Source organism: Micromonospora sp. C28SCA-DRY-2 (assembly GCF_030519475.1).
Taxonomy (GTDB): Bacteria; Actinomycetota; Actinomycetes; order Mycobacteriales; family Micromonosporaceae; genus Micromonospora.
Genome location: NZ_JAUMKD010000005.1, coordinates 362,110 through 381,823, shown reverse-complemented (window position 1 = coordinate 381,823; position 19,714 = coordinate 362,110). Strand labels below are relative to the sequence as shown.

Genomic DNA, 19,714 nt, shown 5'->3' with positions numbered 1-19,714 from the left:
CCGGACGCCCTCACCACTGTGCCGTTTGCGGGTCGGTCAGTTGCTGACTGGCCAGCGAGCGCTCTTCAGGTGTTGCCCGTCGACCCAGTACGTGCGTTGCCCGTCGAGAACCAACCAGTTGCCCTTGGCGTTGGGGACCACGAAAAGCTCGCGCTGGCCGACCGGCTTGATCCGAACGACGTTGTCGCCAACGGATCCGTACAGGTAGCCGTCCGCGGCGTTGTAGCTAAGCGTGTCGGCCTGCCAGGTGCCGCCCGCGAAGTTGCCCCAGTCGAAGGCCCTGACCGTCTTGCTGTAGAGCTGGCGCCCCGCATTTCTCTCGAGCGCGAAGAGGCTGCCGTTGGTAGCCGCCCAAACCTGGTTGCCCGACGTCACCGCGACGGCGGTCACCTGGGCGTGCCCGACGATCTCCTGGCTCCACAGCAGTTTGCGGGTGGCCATGGAGAAGGCGAAGACCCGCGCGTTCTGCTGGGTCGGGGCGATACCGTTGCCGCCGTAGACGGACGTGCCGCCGTAGAGGATCCCGTCGGCATAGGCCAGCGTCAGGATGCTCTGGTCCTCGACGAGGTCGAAGTACGTGTCCACCGTGCCGGTCGCCGGATCGTAGATCGCCAGGCTGGACTGCAGTTGGCCGTAGCCCGGTACCGTCCCCACAGCGAGGACGCCGCCGGCATCCGCCATGGCGAACGGTCGATCCTGGCCGGACGCCGTGAGATCGAAGACCTGGACCGGATTCCCGTTGGTGAGTGGCCGCGTCGGGTCGACCTCGAAGATCTTGGCGCCCGGGTAGACGCCGGCGTAGAGGCGCTCGCCGACCGTCACCAGGTTCTCCGCCTGGCCCAGCCGCGGGTCGAACGTCCACGCGTCCTGGCCGGGTGAGTAGCTCGCGAAACCGCCGGAGAAGTAGCCGCCGACGTGGACCTGGCCGGCGGGTCCCAGGGTTGCCGATCGCGGGGCCACCGGCGTCCCTTGCAGCGCCGGTGCCAGTTCAGCGTGGGCGCCCGTCGTCAGGTTGTAGTACTGCAGGACCTTGCCGTACGCGCCGACGACGTACTCGGCACCGCCGGAGGTCACGACACCCACCTTGGTGCCCATCTTCACGCCGAGGTTGGTCAGCGTGCCGTCGGGGGCGTACCGGTGCAGGACCGGAACACCGCCTTCGAGGAGCGCGATGTAGGTGTTGCCGGCACTGTCCCGTCCCACGCGCTGCATCAGGTAGTCGTTCCACGGCCCGGCCTTCCAGGTGCCGGCGACGGTGTCGTAGACGTAACCGATGTTCTTCTTCGTGCACTCGAACCGGACGAACAAGTCGGTTCCGGAGGTCGCCAACTCGTAGGTGAACTGGCAATCGGCACGGCCCTCCGGCAGCGGGATCTGTCGCTTGTCCCCGGTAGCGATGTCGATCTCGAAGAAGGCAGCCTGCGTCCCGGTGCCGGCGTAGACCTTGTCGCCGACGACCGCGGTCGACCGCACGTAGGTGTACTGCTCCCCCAAGGTGCCGTAGTCGCGCCACCGGCCGGTCGACTTGTCGTAGGCCACGACGTGGGCGCCCGGCAGCGTCGATCCTCCGGCGAAGCCCTCGAAGGTGCCCGTGTACGCCACGCCGTTGGCGTCGGTGTCCACCTGCCAGAGGAAACTCGCGTCGGGAGTGGCCTGGCCGGCCTTCACCGCCGCGGCTGCCTTGTAGGGCAGGTAGTAGAGGTTGCCGTTTCCGTAGCTCGCGACCCAGACCGTGCCGTCCGCGGCGATCTCGACACCCCAGGCACCGCCCGCGCCGTCGAGCGGGTAGGTGGCGATCACGTCGCCCGTGAGTGGGTCGATCTCGGCCAGGTAGGCCGGCTCACCGGAGACCACCGTCCACGTGCGAGCACTGCCATCCGGCATGTTCCCGGAGGCGGCCCCGGCGGCGGTCACGGCGGTCAGCGGAATGACACCGTGGTCCTCCACCGTGACGGATGGTGTCGGGGCGCCCAGGGCCGTGGCGGGCGCCAGGAGTGTCGAGGCCATCGCGGCCGCCGTGGCCACAGCGATCAGACTGCTTCGAGAGCGCATCCTACCTCCGGCACATGTCGACGTCTCGGCAATTACGCCAAGGACCGTAACCCGCCGGACACCATCCCGTCTATCACCTCTTTCGATGGAGTCACTGAGGACGAGCATCGGCTACCACGTGCTGCTTACTTTTCGGCCCTGGGCGGAACGGCGCTGGATCCGTGTCGTCAGGTGACCCGACCGAGCGGCCAGCGCCCTGACGCGCCCGATCAGATCGGACCGCTTCTCGCCGGCCAACTCCTCGACGCCCGGCCCGTACCAGGCGAAACAGCGCGCTCCGGCCGGTCAGGTCGACGCGCCGTCCCGGTCGGCGCCCGGTGACCAGTTGGCGAGCTGGTTGAGTATGGCCAGGTGGGCGTGGAACGCCGCCCAACCCGGAGGTCAACGGGCGCGGCGCCACCGGCTACGGTCGAGCGCACGGCCGGACCGGCCGCGCGTACACCAGGGGTGAACATGGTCGAACTGCCCGACGACCTGCCGGTCTTCGAGCGCAGCGCGGTACGGCTGGTGGTGCTCGACGGCGACGGCCGGGTGCTGCTGTTCCACACCCGTGACCCGGACCACCCCCGGCTGGGCACCTGGTGGGAGCTGCCCGGCGGCGGGATGGACCCCGGCGAGACGTACCTGGACACGGCCGTGCGCGAGCTGCGCGAGGAGACCGGCATCGTGGCCGACCCGGCGCAGATCGGCCCGCCCACCTGGCGGCGACGGGCCAGCTTCGTGCACCGGCAGCGACGGCACCTCCAGGACGAGGTGATCGTCCCGGTGCGGCTGGCCGGCCCCGGGCCGGACGTGGACGAGGCGGACCGGCTCGACTACGAGCTGGAGGACTACTTCGGGTTCCGGTGGTGGCCGATCCCCGAGCTGGTGGCCAGCGGCGAGCGGTTCTACCCCGGCCGGCTGCCCGCGCTGCTGACCGGCTTCCTGGCCGGCGAGGAGATCGACGAGCCGTTCGAGCTGTGGTCCTGACCGCACCGCAAACCGGTCGGGCGATGGTGGTGACGAGCGCCGCGGTGGCGGGCACAGTGGAGCGGTGACGACGGACATCCGCACCCCCCTGGCCCGCTACGCCGACCGCCTGCACGCCCGCGCCGGCGACGGGCACCACGTCGCCTCCCCGCTGGGCGCGTGGCTGCTCCTGGCGCTCGCCGCGCCGGCCGCCACCGGCCCCGCCCGCGCGGCCCTGGCGGAGGCGCTCGGCACCGACCCGGCCACCGCCGCCGAGGCCGCGCACGCCCTGCTGGCGGCGCCGCACCCGCTGGTGCCCTCGGCCACCGCGTTCTGGCACCGGCCCGACCACGGGACCGCCGCGCTCGACCGGTGGCGGGCCACCCTGCCCGGGCCGACCGCCACCGGCCCGGTGCCCGACCAGGCCGGCCTCGACGCGTGGGCCCGCGAGCACACCCTCGGCCTGATCGAGGGGTTCCCGCTGAAGGTCGACCCGGAGGTGCTGCTGATCCTGGCCAGCGCGCTGGCCACCCGGGTCTCCTGGGCCGACCCGTTCGAGGTGGCGCCGGCCGCCGCGCTCGGGCCGGACAGCCGCTGGGCCGGCCGGCTGGACCGGGTGCTGCGCACCCCGCGGCGCGGCCACCGCTGCTGGATCGCCACGAGCGCGCGGATCGGCGACGTCGCCGTGCACGCCGCGCCCGCCCAGCCAGCCGCGGCCGGCGACGGCGAGGCCGGGTTGCTGGTCGTCTCCGTCGCGGCCGCCCCCGGCGTGCCGGCCGCTGACGTCCTGGCCGCCGCCCACGACATCGCGGCCGGTGCCCTCGACACACCGGGCGACCAGCCCCCGCCCGGCCGGCGCTCCCTGTTCGACCTCCCGCTCGGCGACACTCAGCTGTGGACCGTGCGGGAGGAGCCGACCCGCACCTACGCCCCGGACGGCCGCGAGGAGCGCACCGCCGCCGTCCTGCCCTGCTGGTCGGCGGAGAGCCGGCACGAGCTGGTCGCGCCCGAACTGGGGTTCGCCGCCGCCAACGCCGCCTTCGCCGAGCTGCTGGACGTCCCGGAGCCGGACTTCGCGGCGGCCCAGGTCGCGATGGCCCGCTACGGCCGGTACGGCTTCGAGGCGGCCGCCGTCACCGCGCTGATGGACTGGATGAGCCTGCCCCCGGAGGGCGTGGCCCGGGTCGCCGAGCTGCGCTTCGGCCATCCGTACGCGGTGCTCGCGGTGGCCACCGACACCCGGACCGGCGGGGCGACCGGGCCGTGGCACGGCCTGCCGGTCTTCTCCGCCTGGGTCGCCGAGCCGGACGAACTGCCGGCGGCCGACCTGGCCGACCGGTAGGAGCGACCCCGGGGGCCCGCCGAGCGGGCCCCCGGGGACAGCTCACGCCGCGACCGGCGCCTTCTCGTCCGCGCGTTCGGCGGCCCGGGCGGCCAGGCGCCGTTCCCGCTCCTGCGCGCCGATCAGGTCGTCCGGCAGCGAGTCGGGCACCTCGACGTCGAACCGGCGCAGCAGCCGGATCGCGAACCCGCCGAGGGTGACCAGCACCAGCGCCGCGCCGAAGCAGACGTACGCGAAGCCGATGCCGCGGCCCTCGCCGGTGCCGATCACCGCGCCCACCGAACCGGCCAGCGCGCCGCCCGGGGCGAGCATCGGCTCGAACAGCGCGGTGGCCCCCGGCGCGAGCAGCGCGAAGCCGATCGGCAGGGTCGACCAGGAGATGGTCTGGTTCAGGCTGAACACCCGGCCGTGGAACCGCTGCGGCACCTTGACCTGCACGATGGTGGCGTAGATGGACTGCGCCGTGGTCATCGCCATGGCCAGCCAGAACGCGCCCACGCAGATCATCGCCACCGAGGCGTCCAGGCCGATCAGCACGCAACCGACAGCGGTGCCCAGGTTGCCGATCAGCACGCCGATCATCCGCCGGTGCCGGGGGCCGCCCCAGATCGACATGAGCACACCGCCGGCCACCGCGCCGCACGCCTCGGCGAGCGCCACCTGGGCCACCTGCGTCGCGGTGCCGAAGGAGAGCACCAGCGGCGTGGTGAGCACCAGCGCGGGGGCCAGGAAGATGTTGCCCACCGCGAAGTAGCCGAGCATCAACCGGAAGCCCCGGTGCTGCCAGGAGTAGCGCATGCCGTTGGCGATGGCCACCAGCAGCCGCTCCTTGGGCCGCCAGCCGAGCAGGTCCGGGAAGCGGACCACCGCGAGCGTCAGCACCGCCACCAGGTAGCTCGCCACGTCGATCAGCAGGATGCCCTTGAGCTCGATGGCGGCGAGCAGCCCGGCCGCGAAGACCGGCATCAGCAGCATCGCGAAACCGTTGGAGAGCTGGGTGATGCCCATCGCGTGGCCGAGGTAGCGCTTCGGCACCAGCTGCGGCACCGCCGACTGGAACGCGATGCGTTGGAACGACCCGGCGACCTGGCTCAACGCGACCAGGCCGTAGATGTGCCAGAGCGCCAGGTTGTCGGTCCACAGCAACGCGGCCAGCACCACCTGCACCGAGCCGGCGCTGCTGCTGGCGATCATCATGATCTTCCGGCGGCTGACCCGGTCGGTGATCGCGCCGGCGACCGGCAGCATCAGCACGCCGCAGATCAGCGCGAGCGCCCAGAGCAGGCCCAGGTTGGTCACCGACCCGGTCTGGGTGAACAGCCAGATCGGCAGGGCGAACGCGGTCAGCGCCGACCCGGTGGTGGAGACCAGCTGCCCGATGGTGACCGCGACGAAGCGGGCCATGGACGGCTTGACCACCGCCGCCGCCGGCCGCTCGGCCACCCCGACCCGCTGGTGGGCCGCGAGCACCCAGCCGGCGTCCTCGCCCCGCGCCTGCGGGCCGAGGTCCGCGACGTCGCCGGCGGCGACGGCCCGGTGGGTGCGGGTGACGATCTCGGCCAGCTCGTCGGCCCGGTACTTCAGGAAGAAGTGCCCGGCCTGGTCGAGCACCACCAGCGCCAGGGTGTCGCTGAGGAACTGCCACTCGGCGTACCGCTCGGTGTGGTAGTCGGTGACCGGGTCCTCCGAGCCAACCACGGAGATGATCGGGGTACGCAGCTTCACCGCCCGCCGGTCGAGCAGCCCGGTGAAGTACTCCTCCGACGCCCGGGAGTCGGCCCGCATGTTGCTGATGATCCGGTCGGCCTGCTCCGGGTCCAGCTCGTCGGTGTCCACGCCCATGGACTTCAGCCAGCTGGCGTAGTGCCGGTTGCTGCGCAGCCGCTCCAGCCGGTTGCGCAGCGCGGCGAACGCCCCCTTGGGCCGGGCGAACGGGAACATCGCGCCGATGTAGAGCGCCTCCAGGTCCCGCCCGGCCGCCTCCACCTTGCGGGCCACCTCGGCGACGATCGCGCTGCCCACGCCGCAGTGCCCGTAGAGGGCGATCGGCCCCTCGATCCGCTCCAGGATCTCCTCGGCCACCCGGGTGGTCAGCTCGTCGAACGGCAGCGCGTCCTCGCTGAGCCCGACGTCGTGGCCGGGGATGGCCAGCGACCAGAGCGCGTGCCCGGCGGGCAGCGCGTCGGCCAGCGGCTGGTAGACGATCGCGCTGCCGCCGCCGTAGGGGACGCAGACGTAGGTGAGCACCCGCTGGGCCGCCGGGATGGGCTTGGTCAGCTCGTAGAGCAGCCGGCGGGGCCCCTCCGCCTCGCCGGTGCCGGACATGAACGCGGCCAGCTCGCGGATGGTCCGCTGCTGGAACAGGTCCATCACGCCGACCGGCCGGCCGCCGTGCTCCGCCTTGCGGATCTTGGCGACCACCTGGGTGGCGAGCATGGAGTGCCCACCGAGGTCGAAGAAGTCGTCGTCGATGCCGAGCGTGTCGACGCCGAGCACCTCCGACCAGATGCCGGCCAGCAGCCGCTCGGTGTCGTCGCGCGGCTCGACCAGCGCGACGGACGCCTCCCGGGTCACCACCGGCGCGGGCAGCGCCCGGCGGTCCAGCTTGCCGTTCGGGCTCAGCGGCAGCGCGTCCAGGGTGACGAACGCGTTCGGCACCATGTACTCGGGCAGCGTCTCCTTCAACGCCGCCTTCAGCGCGGCGTGCTCGGCCGCACCGACCAGGTACGCGGTCAGCCGCTTGTCGCCCGGGCTGTCCTCCCGGACGATCACCGCCGCCTCGGTCACCCCCGGCTGCTCGCGCAGCGCGCTCTCGATCTCGCCCAGCTCGATCCGCAGGCCGCGCAGCTTGACCTGGTGGTCGATCCGGCCGAGGAACTCGATGACCCCGCCGGCCGGCGCGTCGCCGGTGGACGGCGCCACCCGCCAGCGGGCCAGGTCGCCGGTGCGGTACAGCCGGGCGCCCGGCTCGCCGGAGAACGGGTCCGGCACGAACCGCTCGGCGGTGAGCGCCGGCCGGCGGTGGTAGCCGCGGGCCAGCCCCACCCCGCCGATGTGCAGCTCGCCGGCCACCCCGACCGGGCACTCGTTGCCGGCCGGGTCGAGCACGTGCAGCCGCAGGTTGGCGATCGGCGCGCCGATCGGCACGCTGGTCAGCCCGGCCAGCAGCGCCGGGTCGCAGTGCCAGGAGCTGACGTCGATGGCCGCCTCGGTGGGGCCGTACAGGTTGTGCAGCCCGCACCACGGCAGCCGGGCGGTGAAGTCCACCGCCGAGGCCAGCGGCAGCTCCTCGCCGGAGCAGATCACCCGGCGCAGCGCGGTCGCCGCCTCGACGCCGTCCTCGGCGAGGAAGACGGTCAGCATCGACGGGACGAAGTGGGCGGTGGTGACCCGCTCGGCGACCAGCAGGTCGCGCAGGTAGCCGGCGTCCTTGTGCCCGCCGGGCTTGGCCACCACCAGCCGGGCGCCCTCGCGCAGCGGCCAGAAGAACTCCCACACCGACACGTCGAAGCTGGCCGGGGTCTTCTGCAGCACCGCGTCGTCGGCGCCGAGCCGGTAGGTCTTCTGCATCCAGTCGAGCCGGTTGACGATGCCCCGGTGGGTGTTCGGCACACCCTTCGGCCGGCCGGTGGAGCCGGAGGTGTAGATCACGTACGCCAGGTGTTCCGGGCCGGCCGTCGGCGCCGGGTCCACGGTCGGCTGGCCGGCCCAGACGCCCTCGTCGTCGAGGGCGAGGACGGTGGCGCCGGTGTCCGGCAGCACGTCGCGCAGGTGCCGCTGCACCAGCACCACCGGCGCGGCCGCGTCGGTGACCATGAACGCCAGCCGGTCGGCCGGATACTCCGGGTCCAGCGGGAGGTAGGCACCGCCGGCCTTCAGCACGCCGAGCAGCCCGGCGACCAGCTCGACCGACCGCTCGGCGCAGACGCCGACCAGGGTCTCCGGGCCCACCCCGGCCGCGCGCAGCCGGTGCGCGATCCGGTTCGCGGCGGCGTTCAGCTCGGCGTACGTCACCGAGCGGCCCTCGAAGGTGACCGCCACCGCGTCCGGGGTGGCGGCGGCCCGCTGCTCGATCGGCCCGTGCAGGGTCTGCTCGCGCGGGAAGTCGGCGGCGGTGTCGTTCCAGCTCGCCAGCAGCCGCCGCTCGGCCGGGGCGAGCAGGTCGAGCGCGGAGATCGGGGTGTCCGGGGCGGCCACCACCGCGTGCAGCAGCGCGGCGAGCCGCTCGGCCATCCGCTCGACGGTGGCCCGGGTGAACAGGTCGGTGTTGAAGACCAGCTTGGCGTAGAGCCCGTCGACCGTCTCCACCGCGTGCAGCTCGAAGTCGAACCGGGTCGCCCGCAGCTCCATCGGCGTCCAGTCGAAGGTGACGTCGGTGGCGTCGGAGACCTCGTTGAACCGGCCGATCTCGTAGTTCTGCAGCACGAACATGGCCTGGAACACCGGCGAGCGGCTCACGTCCCGGGGCAGCCCCAGCTCGTGCACCACCTTCGCGAACGGCACCTCGGCGTGCTCCAGGCCGTCCAGCACGCTGCGCCGGGTGCGCTCCAGCAGCTCGATGAAGGTCGGGTCGCCGGCCAGCTCGGCGCGCAGCGGCACCATGTTGATGAACATGCCGACGACGTCTTCCAGCTCCGGCACCGACCGGCCGGCGACCGACGCCCCGACGGCGAAGTCGTCCTGCCCGGCATGCCGGGACAGGAACACCTGGTACGCCGCGAGCAGCGTCATGAACAGGGTGCCGCCGTACGAGCGGGTCAGCGCGAGCAGCCCGTCCGCGGCGGCCCGGTCCAGCCGCAGCTCCACGAAGTCGCCGGTGTAGGTCTGGGTGGCCGGACGGGGCAGGTCCAGCGGCAGCTCCAGCGGGGTGATGCCGGCCAGCCGCTGCTTCCACCAGTCCAGGTGCCGGCGGGCCGCCGGCCCCTCCAGCTCCCGCGCCTCCCAGTGGGCGAAGTCGCCGTACTGGATCGGCAGCGCCGGCAGGTCGCCACCCCGGTAGAGGGTGATCAGGTCGCGCAGCAGCACGTCCACCGACCAGCCGTCGCCGACGATGTGGTGCTTGCTGAGGAACAGCACGTGGTCGTCGACGTTCATCCGGTCCGGAGTGCCGCCGTGCGGCGCGGAGGCCGGATTGTCGTCGTCGACGTTCAGCCGGATCAGCAGCGCCCGCAGCAGCGGCCCCTCGGCCAGGTCGAACGGCTCGGCCGCGGCCGCCTCCACCAGCGCCTGCGCCGCCGCCTCGTCCGGGGCGTCCACGATGGTCAGCGGCACCTCGACCGCGTCCTGCACCACCACGGTCGGCCGGCCGTCGGCGTCGGCCGGGAACCGGGTGCGCAGCGACTCGTGCCGGCGGGTCAGCCCGGCCAGCGCGGCGCGCAGCGCCGCGACGTCGAGCGGCCCGCGCACCCGCAGCGGCACCGCGATGTGGTACGCCGCCTCGCCCGGAGCGAGCTGGTCCATGAACCAGACCCGCTCCTGGGCGTACGACAGCGGCACCTCGGCGTCCGGCGGACGCGGGCCGATCCGGGCCGCGGGCGCGGCCGACTGCCGCTTGCGCAGCCGCTGGGCGATCAACGCCTGGCGGGCCGCGTCCCGGGCCGGATCCTTCAGGTCGGTCATCAGGGCTTGTCCTTCTCCGCCGCGAGCAGCGCGGCGACCTCGGTTTCGGAGAGCTCGTCGAGTTCGGCGGCGATCCGCTGCTCGATCTGGGCGGCCAGGTCGGCCACCACCGGGGTGCTGAACAGCGCCCGCATCGGCAGGTCGACGTCCACCTCGGCGCGGATCCGGGCCATCGCCCGCATGCCGCGCAGCGAGTTGCCGCCCAGGGCGAAGAAGTCGTCCAGGGCGCCGACCTTGTCCACCTGGAGGATCTCGGCGTACACCTCGGCGACCAGCACCTCGGCGTCGGTGCGCGGGGCGACGAACCCGTCGGCGGCCGGCTCGGCGGCGGCCGGGGCGGGTAGCGCCGCGGTGTCCAGCTTGCCGTTCGGGGTCAGCGGCAGCGCGTCGAGCCGGACGAACGCCGACGGCACCAGGTGCGCCGGCAGTTCCCGGGCCAGGTCGGCGGCGAGGGTCGCCTCGTCGGCCGTCCCCACCAGGTAGCCGACCAGGGTCGGCTCCCCGGAGTCGGTACGCACCACCACCGCCGCGGCGGTCACGTCCGGCCGGGCCAGCAGCGCCGACTCGATCTCGCCCAGCTCGATCCGCATGCCGCGGACCTTGACCTGGCTGTCGCGGCGGCCCAGGTACTCCAGCGTGCCGTCGGGCCGCCAGCGGGCCAGGTCGCCGGTGCGGTACATCCGCTGCCCGGCCGGCCCGTACGGGCAGGGCAGGAAGCGCTCGGCGGTCAGGCCGGGCCGGCGCAGGTAGCCCCGGGCCAGCTGGTCACCGGCCACGTACAGCTCACCGACCACGCCCGGGGGCACCGGGTTGAGCGCCCCGTCGAGCAGGTACGCCCGGGTGTTCCAGGTGGGCCGGCCGATCGGCACCGGCCCGGCGGGCAGCTGCTGTCCCGGCGCGATCCGGGCGGCCACGCAGCCGACGGTCGCCTCGGTCGGGCCGTACTCGTTGATCACCGCGACGTCGCCGTGGCCGGCCCGCCAGCCGGCGAGCTGCTCCCCGGTGAGCGCCTCGCCGCCGATCACCAGGTCGGTGGTGGGCGACAGCTCGGCGTCGAGCAGCGGCAGGTGGCTGGGGGTGACCTTGAGGAAGGTCGGCCGCCCGCCGGCCCGCGCGGCGGGCTCGTCGATCGCCGCGAGCCGGACCGTGCCACCCGCGGTGAGCGGGCCGAGCAGCCCGGTGACGGTCAGGTCGAACGAGACCGGCGAGTGCAGCAGCGCGGTGCCGGCCAGCCCCGGGTAGGTGTCCCGGGCCCAGGCGAGGTACGCGGTCACCGCCCGGTGCTCCACCACCACGCCCTTGGGTCGGCCGGTGGAGCCGGAGGTGTAGAGCACGTACGCCGGGTGGTCCGGGCGCAGCGGGGCGGCCCGGTCGGCGTCGGTCAGGTCGGCCCCGTCACCGTCCACCGGGCCGTCGAGCACCAGCGCGCCGGCCGGCACCAGCGCGGCGGTCTCCGGGGTGGCCAGCACCAGCGCCGGCTCGGCGTCGGCGAGCAGGTAGGCGATCCGGCCGGCCGGGTAGCCGGTGTCCACCGGCACGTACGCCGCGCCGGACTTGAGCACCGCGAGGATGGCGACCACCAGCTCCACCGAGCGGGGCAGCGCCAGCGCGACCCGGGACTCCGGGCCGGCCCCGCGGGCCACCAGCACCCGGGCCAGCCGGTTGGCGTCGGCGTTCAGCCGGGCGTACGTCAGCTCGACGCCGGCGCGGACCAGGGCGGGCGCGTCCGGGGTGGCCGCCGCCTGCCGCTCGAACTCCGCCACCAGCGTGCTCGGCGGCACGTCGCGGGCGGTGTCGTTCCAGGTGGACAGCACCAGCTCCCGCTCGGCGTCGGCGAGCAGCGGCAGCGCCGAGACGCGCTGCGCCGGGTCGGCGACCGCGGCGGTGAGCAGCCGCACGTAGCGGGCGACGACCGTCTCGGCGGTGGCCCGGTCGAACAGCGCCGTCCGGTACAGCAACCGGCTGGTGCCGGTGGTGATGTCGAAGGCCAGGTCGTCCTTGGTGGTGCCGAGCGGCGCCGGGTCGAGACCGGAGTCCGGGATGAAGTTCAGCGCGGTCTGGAAGACCGGCTGCACCGACGGGTCCCGCTGCGGGTCGATCGCCTCGACGATCCGCTGGAACGGCGTGCCGCCATGCTCCATCGCGTCGACCAGCCGGTCGCGGACCCGGACCAGCAGCTCGGCGAAGGTCGGGTCGCCGGCCAGGTCGCAGCGCAGCGCCACCGGGTTGACGAACATGCCGATCAGCCGGGCCAGTTCGGGATTGTCCCGGCCGGCGGTGGAGACGCCGACCACCACGTCCTCGTCGCCGGAGATCCGGGACAGCAGCGCGGTGAACGCGGCCAGCAGCACCATGTACGGGGTGGCCGCCGAACCGGCGGCGAGCTGGCCGATCCGGTCCAGCAGCCCGGCGGGCAGGTCGAAACGCACCTCGTCGCCGGCGAAGCCCAGCTGCGCCGGCCGGGGCCGGTCCAGCGGCAGGGCGGTCACCGCCGGCGCGCCGGCCAGCTGCGTGCGCCAGAAGTCCAGCTGCCGGTCCAGCTCCGGGCCGGCGAGCTGGTCGCGCTGCCAGACCGCGTAGTCGGCGTACTGGATGGGCAGCTCGGGCACGTCGGCAGGCGCGCCGGTCAGCGCGGCTCGGCTGAGCGCGGCCAGCTCCTCGGTGAACAGCACCGCCGAATGGCTGTCGAACACCGCGTGGTGCACCACGAACAGCAGCGTGAGCTGGTCGTCGGTGAGCCGCAGCAACCGCGCCCGCCACAGCGGCGGTGCGTCCAGCGGGATCGGCGTGCGGGCCAGCTCGGCCAGCAACTCGTGGGCGTGCCGGTCACGCTCCGCCACCGGCAGGTGGCGCAGGTCGGTCTCGGGCAGCTCCACCGGCTCCGCGGCGCGGACCACCTGGACCAGGTCACCGTCCTGCGTGCGCAGGTGGGTGCGGAGCGACTCGTGCCGGGCGACGATCTGCCCGAGCACCGCGTTGGCCTGCTCCCGGGTGATGCCGACCGGGAACCGGCACGGGCTGGAGACGTTGTAGACCGGCGAGCCGGCGTCGAGCTGGTTGGCCAGCCACACCCGCTCCTGGGCGAAGGAGGCCGGGAAGGTCCACTCGCTCATGACGCCGCCTCGCGGACCGAACGCGGACGCATGTCCGTCCAGACGGTGTCGATGTGCGCCAGGCACTCCTCGCGGGTGCCGGCGAAACCGGCCTCGTGCCACCCCGCGGGGAGGTCGCGCTCGGCCGACCAGATCGAGTACTGCTCCTCGTCGTTGCGGACGACCAGGAAACGGGATTCGGCCATCAGTTGTCTCCAGCGCTCTCGGGGGTGTGCGGTTCGGCCATCGCGACGGCGATCTTGCGGGGGCCGGTGAACGGCTCCCGCCCGTGCGCCGCTGTCATGTTGTCCACCACCAGCACGTCGTCGCGCTGGTAGTCGAAGCGGACGCTGGCCGCCCGGTACGCGGCCCGCAGGTGCTCCATCACGTCGGCGGGGATCTCCCCACCGTCGCCGTAGTAGGTGTTCGACGGCAGCTCGTCCGCGCCGAACATGGCCAGCAGCCCCTCCTGGTAGTCCTTGGGCAGGGTGCTGATGTGGAAGAAGGTGGCGTGGTTGAACCAGCGCGGGGTGTCCGAGCCGGGCCGGTGGTGCACCACGTCCCGCACCGCCCGGGTGCGCAGCCCGTCCTTACCGCGCCACTCCAGCCCGATCCGGTTCGCCGCCGCGTACGCCTCGACCTCGGCCCGGTCGTCGGTGTTGAACACGTCCTGCCAGCGGGTGCCGAAGTCGGCGTGGAAGTTGCGGACCAGCATCCAGCGCCGGCGCACGAACTCCTCCCGCACCGCCGGGTCGATCTCGGCGTACACCCGGCGCACGTCGGCCAGCGGGGTCGCGCCCTGCGTCTGCGGCGGGGTGATGCAGTAGAAGAACAGGGTCAGCGGCCAGCGCGCCTGGTACGAGTTCTCGTTGTGCAGGAAGATCTCCTCGTCCGGCGGGTAGTCGGTCGAGGTGTAGACCCGGCCCTTGATGGCGTGCCGGGGCGAGGACCGTTCGGTGTAGACCAGCGGTTCGCCGGACAGCGCCCGGACCACCCGGTCGAAGCCGTCCACCCCGCCGACGTCGAAGCCGCGGAACAGCAGTCCGCCGTGCTCGGCCAGCGTCGCGCGCAGTTCCGCGCGGCGGGCGTCGATCAACTCGGTCAGCTCCCGGCCGTCGTTCTCGACGACCACCGGCAGCGTGGCGATCGTGTCGCTCATTGCTCTGTCACTCCTGGTTTCTCGGTGCTCACGCGCGGGGCAGCCGCGGGATGGCGGGGATGGTGGCCGGGGCGGCCGGCTCGTCGGTGGGGGCGGTGGCCCGCAGCTCCTCGATCCGGGCGGCGAGACCGGCGACGGTGGGCGTCTCGAAGAGGCTGCGCATCGGCAGCCGGACCCCGGTCGCCTTGCGCATCGCCGCGATCAGCTGGACCGCGACCAGGGAGTTGCCGCCGAGGGCGAAGAAGTCGTCGTCGACCCCGATCTCCGGCACGCCCAGCGCGTCCCGCCAGACCCCGGCGATGGTGACCTCCAGCTCGGTGCTCGGCGCGGCCGAGCCGCCCCCGGTCGCGGCCGGCGTGGCGGCCGGCGCCTCCGGCTCGTTCTCCAGGCTCTCGGTGGTCACCCGGCCGGCCCGGTCGCGGATGTCGGCCACCGTCCGGGTGGCGATCACCACCTGGGTGCCCAGCCCGGCGGTGAGGCTGCGCCGGAACGCCTCCGCGCCGTCCACCGGCCGGATGTCCTCGGTCGGCCCGGCCGGCGCCGCCTCGACGGTGTCGGCCGGCGCGGCGGCGGTCAGCCCGCCGGTCACCGCGCCCTGGTCGACCCGGCGCAGCACGAAGTCGCTGATCGCGACGAGTTCGCGGCCGGCCGGGTCGAGCAGGGTCAGGTCGGCGGCGACCACCTCGTCGGTGGCGCTGTCCCGGTGCCGCAGGTGGCTGTGGAACTCGGCCGGCAGCGGCCCGCGCACCACGATCCGCCCGTACGACAGCGGCAGGTAGGTGCCCGAACCCTGGCCCCGGCCGAACGCGGTCGCCACGTCCAGCAGCGCCGGGTGCAGCCCCCAGGCCGGCAGGTCACCGACGGCCTCGGCGGGGGCCGCGATCCGGGCCAGTTCCTCGGCGTCGCCGAGGTGGTGCTCGCGCAGCGCGGCCCAGCGCGGCCCGAAGGTGAGCATGCTGGTGCGGCCACGGCCGAACGACGAGTCGTCGTCCACCCGCCGGCCGGCCACGGCCGGCTGCCGCGCCGGCGGGGCCGGCTCGACGGTCCAGCCCGCCGAGCCGCGCACGTGCGTGCGCGTCTGGCCGGCGGCGAGGCTGCGCACCGCGAAGTCGGCGCCGTCCTCGCTCGGGGTCAGCTCCACCCGGTACTGGGCCACGGTGCCCTCCGGCACCGAGAACGGCTCCAGGAACACCACGTCGCGCAGTTCCACGCAGGCGCCCTCGGCCGGAGCGGGCAGCGCGGCGGCCACCGCCGCGCGGACCGACTCCAGGTGGGCGGTGCCCGGGACCACCGGCACCCCGCCGATGCGGTGCTCGTCGAGCAGCCAGTGGGTGGCCGCGGAGACCAGGCCGTGCAGCACGATGCCGTCGGGGCCGGTCACCTTCGTGGTGAGCACCGGGTGCTCGACCGGACTGGTGACGGTGTCCCGGCCCGCGGCCCGGAACCCGGCCGGCGCGTTGGTCTCCACCGCCATGCCCACCTCGGCCCAGCCGCCCCAGTTCTGCGACAGCACCGGCGCCCGCCAGCCCAGCCCGGAGCGGGCGTAGGCGTCCAGCGCGTTGTTGGCAGCGCAGTAGTCCACCTGGCCGAAGCCGCCGATCACCGCGGTGATCGACGAGCAGAGCACCACGAAGTCCAGCGGCAGGTCGCCGAAGACCTGCGCCAGCGCGAGGGTGCCGGCGAGCTTGGGCGCCAGCACCCGCTCCGCCTCGGCCCGCTCCTTGATCTCGGCCATGCCGCCGCCGGGCAGGCCGGCCGCGTGCACGATGCCGTCGATCCCGCCGTACGCGGCCTCGGCCGCCGCCCGGACCCGGCGCAGGTCGGCCGGGTCGGTGACGTCGGCGGCGAGCACCAGCACCTCGGCGCCGGCCGCCTCCATCCGGCGGATCGCCGCGATCGCCCGGCCGGTGCGGTCCGCCCCGCCGTGCACGGTCAGGTGCGCGTCCCACTCCTCGCGGGCGGGCAGGCCGGAGCGGGCCAGCAGGACCAGCTTCGCCCGGGCCCGCTGGGCGAAGTCCTCGGCCAGGGTGATGCCGATGCCGCCGAGGCCGCCGGTGATGACGTACCGGCCGCCCTCGCGCAGCGCCCCCGGCTCGCCCTCGGCGTCCACGGTGACCTGCTCGTAGCCGGTCACCCAGCGGCGGCCGCCGCGCAGCGCCACCTCGGGTCGCTCCGGGTCGACCGGGCGGCGCAGCTCGGCCAGGAGCGCCCGCCCGCCGTCGTCGGCCGGGTCGGCGTCGAGCAGCCGGACGGTCAGCCCGGGCAGCTCGACCGGGAGCACCCGGGCCAGCCCGGCCAGGGTGGCGTGCTCCGGCCGGCACAGGTCGGTGCCGCTGACGTCACCGATGCCGCTGGTGACCAGGTCCAGGGTGAGGGCGCCATCGTCACTTGTCAGGCCGGCACCGGCCAGCGCCTGCACCAGGTGCAGGGCGCTGAAGAAGCCCCGGTCCTGGGCCGCCCAGGTGGCCGCGATGTCGGTACCGGCCGGCTCGCCGTCGAGGGCGAACGCGTGCACCAGCCGGGCCGGGACGCCGTCGGCGGCCAGCGCGGCCACCAGCGCGTCGTAGTCGTCCCGCACGCCGGGGCGCAGCCGGTAGCCGGTGTCGGTGGCCGCGAAGGCGTCGCCGGGGCGTACCGGCACCGGGTCGGCGCCGGCGGCGCGCAGCCCGGCGAGCAGCGCGTCGCCGCGCGGGCCGTCGACCAGGACCAGGCAGCGGCCCGGCGGCTCGGTCCGCGGCTCCGGCGCGGCCTGCCGCCAGACCGGCACCGCGAACCACTCCGGCAGCGGCCGGGGTCCGGTCTCCACCGGCGCCGCGGCGACCTGCTCCACCGGGTCCGGGTCGACCCAGTAGCGGCGCCGTTCGAACGGGTACGTCGGCAGCGGCACCCGCCGGGCGTCCGGGTCGGAGCCCAGCCGCACCGGGGTGCCCTGGCACCAGAGCGCGGCGGCGGCGCCGAGCAGGGTGGCCAGGTCGCCGGTCGCGTCGCCCGGGCCGGGCAGGCTGCCCAGCGGGGTGAGCTTGCGCTGCGCCTCGGCCGCCTTGGCCACCTGCATCCGGGCCAGGTTGGCCAGCTGCTTGCCGGGGCCGCACTCGACGAGCTGCCAGGTGCCCTCGCCGAGCAGGGTGGCCACGCAGGCCCCGAAGCGCACCGGCTGGCGCAGGTGCGCCGCCCAGTACGCGGGGTCGGTGGCCTGCTGCTCGGTGATCCAGGTGCCGGTGACGTTGGACAGGAACGGGATCGCCGGCGCGCGCAGCGGCACCCCGGCCATCAGCGCGGTGAACTCCGCGAGGATGGGCTCCATCATCGGCGAGTGGAAGGCGTGCGAGGTGCGCAGCGGCTTGGCCTTGCCCTTGAGCGTCTCGGCGAACGCGGCGACCGCCTCGGTGGGGCCGGCCACCACGCAGGTGCCGGGGCCGTTGACGGTGGCCACGGCCAGCCCCTCGGGGAGCCGCTCGGCGACCACCGACTCGTCCAGCGCGACCGCGAGCATCGCTCCCGGCGGCATGGACTGCATCAGCCGGCCGCGGGCGGCCACCACCCGCAGCGCGTCCGGCAGGCTCAGCACGCCGGCCACGGTGGCGGCGACGTACTCGCCGATCGAGTGGCCGATCATCGCGGCCGGCCGCACCCCGGCGGACTGCCAGAGCGCCGCCAGGGCGTACTCGACGACGAACAGGGCGGGCTGGGTGTAGCGGGTCTCGGTGAGCTTCTCCTGGGCCTGCGGGTCGCGGCCGAGGATCAGGTCACGGATGTCCAGCCCCAGCTCCGGGCGGAGCAGCTCGGCGCACTGGTCCACGGTGGCCGCGAAGCCGGGCTCCTCGGCGTAGAGCTGCGCGCCCATGCCCGCGTACTGGGCGCCCTGGCCGGAGAAGAGGAAGGCCAGCCGGGGCGCGGCGCCCTCGGCCACCCCCGCCTGCCGGCGGCGCGGGGTGGTCAGCGCGGTCACCGCGTCGGCCAGGTCGGTGGCCACCACGGCGACCCGGTGCGGGTACTCCTGCCGGCCGATCCGCAGCGTGTGCGCCACGTCGGCGAGGTGCTCCGGCCCCCGGTCGGCGGCGGACTCCAGGTGCTCGGCGAGCCGCCGTACGGCGGTGTCCAGCGCGGTGGGGGTCTTCGCCGACAGGTGCAGCAACTGCGCCGGGCGGACCCGCCGGGACGGCCGGTGCGCCGCCGGGGCCTCCTCCAGCACCACGTGGGCGTTGGTGCCGCCGATGCCGAAGGAGCTGACCCCGGCCCGCCGGGGTGCGCCGTCGGTGTCCCACTTGGTCAGGGTGTTGGTGACGTAGAACGGGGTGTCGGCGAACTCGATGGCCGGGTTGGGCGTCTCGTAGTTGATGGTCGGCGGGATCAGCCCGTGTTCCATCGCCAGCACGGTCTTGATCACGCTGACGATGCCGGAGGGCTGGCTCAGGTGGCCGATGTTGGACTTCACCGAGCCGATGCCGCACCAGCCCCGGTCGTCGGTGTCCTTGGTGTAGACGGCGGAGAGCGCGGCCACCTCGATCGGGTCGCCCATCGCGGTGCCGGTGCCGTGCGCCTCGACGTAGCTGATGGTGCGCGGGTCGACGTCGGCCATCGCGACCGCCTGGGCGATCGCCTCCATCTGCCCGTCCATGCTGGGGGCGGTGAAGCCGACCTTGCCGGCGCCGTCGTTGTTGATCGCGTTGCCGAGCACCACGGCGCGGATCGTGTCGCCGTCGGCGATCGCGTCGGAGAGGCGCTTGAGCAGGGTCACCCCGACGCCGCTGCCCCAGACGGTGCCGTTGGCGCCGGCGTCGAACGGGCGACACCGCCCGTCCGGCGAGGTGAAGCCGTCCATGCCCAGGTAGCCGACGTGCGGCAGTTCGATGTTCGCCCCGCCGGCCAGCGCCATGTCGCACTCGCCGTTGCGCAGCGCCTCGCAGGCCAGGTGGAACGCGACCAGCGAGGTGGAGCAGGCGGTGTGCACGGTCAGGCTCGGCCCGCGCAGGTCCAGCCGGTACGACACGTTGGTGGCGATGTAGTTGGGCGAGTTGCCGGTGGCGATGGAGACGGCGCCGTGCGGGCTGCCCCCGACCCGCTTGTTGCGGTACACGTAGCGGTGCAGGTAGAAGTTGCCGCCGGTGCCGGCGTACACGCCGACCGAACCGTCGTAGCGACCCGGGTCGTAGCCGGCGTCCTGCAACGCGGTGTAGCAGGACTCCAGGAACAGCCGGTGCTGCGGGTCGGTGATCTCCGCTTCCCGGGCGGTCATCCCGAACAGTCCGGCGTCGAACTCGTCGTACCCGTCGACCAGCGGCGCGCGGTTCACCCAGCCCGGGTCGTCGACCTCCGCCTCGGTGGCGCCCCGGGCGATCTGCTCCTCCCGGCTGAGTTCGGTGCTCGACTCGACCCCGTCGACCAGGTTGCGCCAGAACTCGTTCACGTCGGCCGCGCCGGGCAGGCGGGCGGCCATGCCGACGATGGCGATCGGTTCGATGCCGTCGTCGGGCAGGTCGGTTGCGGTCGGGTTGCTCATCA

Annotated in this window: 8 protein-coding genes; 2 read left to right on the top strand and 6 right to left on the bottom strand. The window is 74.1% G+C overall.

Annotated elements, in window-relative coordinates; genetic code table 11:
* Positions 1-36: 36 nt before the first annotated feature.
* Positions 37-1,947 (bottom strand): hypothetical protein, encoded by a 1,911-nt coding sequence (locus Q3W71_RS22390; protein WP_302921349.1) that lies wholly within the window; start codon positions 1,945-1,947, stop codon positions 37-39.
* 558 nt (positions 1,948-2,505) lie between these two features.
* Between Q3W71_RS22390 and Q3W71_RS22385 the strand changes: the two genes are divergently transcribed.
* Positions 2,506-3,021 carry an NUDIX hydrolase gene (locus Q3W71_RS22385; RefSeq protein ID WP_302921348.1) on the top strand — a complete coding sequence of 172 codons (516 nt, stop codon included), beginning with the start codon at positions 2,506-2,508 and terminating at the stop codon, positions 3,019-3,021.
* A gap of 64 nt (positions 3,022-3,085) precedes the next feature.
* A complete protein-coding gene (locus tag Q3W71_RS22380) occupies positions 3,086-4,342 on the top strand; it encodes a hypothetical protein (RefSeq protein WP_302921347.1) in 1,257 nt (418 codons plus the stop codon).
* 42 nt (positions 4,343-4,384) lie between these two features.
* Here Q3W71_RS22380 and Q3W71_RS22375 read toward each other — a convergent pair whose 3' ends face one another.
* Genes Q3W71_RS22375 through Q3W71_RS22355 form a run of 5 tightly spaced genes read right to left on the bottom strand, consistent with a single transcriptional unit; the run spans position 4,385 to position 19,712 of the window.
* On the bottom strand, positions 4,385-9,961 hold the full coding sequence (locus Q3W71_RS22375) for a non-ribosomal peptide synthetase/MFS transporter (RefSeq protein ID WP_302921346.1): 5,577 nt from the start codon (positions 9,959-9,961) through the stop codon (positions 4,385-4,387).
* Complete coding sequence (locus Q3W71_RS22370; RefSeq protein ID WP_302921345.1) at positions 9,961-13,074, bottom strand: amino acid adenylation domain-containing protein; 3,114 nt, start codon at positions 13,072-13,074, stop codon at positions 9,961-9,963. The genes Q3W71_RS22375 and Q3W71_RS22370 overlap by 1 nt, the downstream gene beginning before the upstream one ends.
* Positions 13,071-13,259 (bottom strand): MbtH family NRPS accessory protein, encoded by a 189-nt coding sequence (locus tag Q3W71_RS22365; RefSeq protein WP_302921344.1) that lies wholly within the window; start codon positions 13,257-13,259, stop codon positions 13,071-13,073. The genes Q3W71_RS22370 and Q3W71_RS22365 overlap by 4 nt, the downstream gene beginning before the upstream one ends.
* Positions 13,259-14,212, bottom strand: a complete 954-nt coding sequence (locus tag Q3W71_RS22360) for a TauD/TfdA family dioxygenase (protein WP_302921343.1) — start codon at positions 14,210-14,212, stop codon at positions 13,259-13,261. The genes Q3W71_RS22365 and Q3W71_RS22360 overlap by 1 nt, the downstream gene beginning before the upstream one ends.
* 28 nt (positions 14,213-14,240) lie before the next feature.
* A complete protein-coding gene (locus Q3W71_RS22355) occupies positions 14,241-19,712 on the bottom strand; it encodes a type I polyketide synthase (RefSeq protein WP_302921342.1) in 5,472 nt (1,823 codons plus the stop codon).
* Positions 19,713-19,714 lie beyond the last annotated feature (2 nt).

Bases quoted from the DNA above. Each gene is read 5' to 3' on its own strand.
- Q3W71_RS22360 (WP_302921343.1), bottom strand. From the start codon at position 14,212: ATGAGCGACACGATCGCCACGCTGCCGGTGGTCGTCGAGAACGACGGC.
- Q3W71_RS22365 (WP_302921344.1), bottom strand. From the start codon at position 13,259: ATGGCCGAATCCCGTTTCCTGGTCGTCCGCAACGACGAGGAGCAGTAC.
- Q3W71_RS22370 (WP_302921345.1), bottom strand. From the start codon at position 13,074: ATGAGCGAGTGGACCTTCCCGGCCTCCTTCGCCCAGGAGCGGGTGTGG.
- Q3W71_RS22355 (WP_302921342.1), bottom strand. From the start codon at position 19,712: ATGAGCAACCCGACCGCAACCGACCTGCCCGACGACGGCATCGAACCG.
- Q3W71_RS22385 (WP_302921348.1), top strand. From the start codon at position 2,506: ATGGTCGAACTGCCCGACGACCTGCCGGTCTTCGAGCGCAGCGCGGTA.
- Q3W71_RS22375 (WP_302921346.1), bottom strand. From the start codon at position 9,961: ATGACCGACCTGAAGGATCCGGCCCGGGACGCGGCCCGCCAGGCGTTG.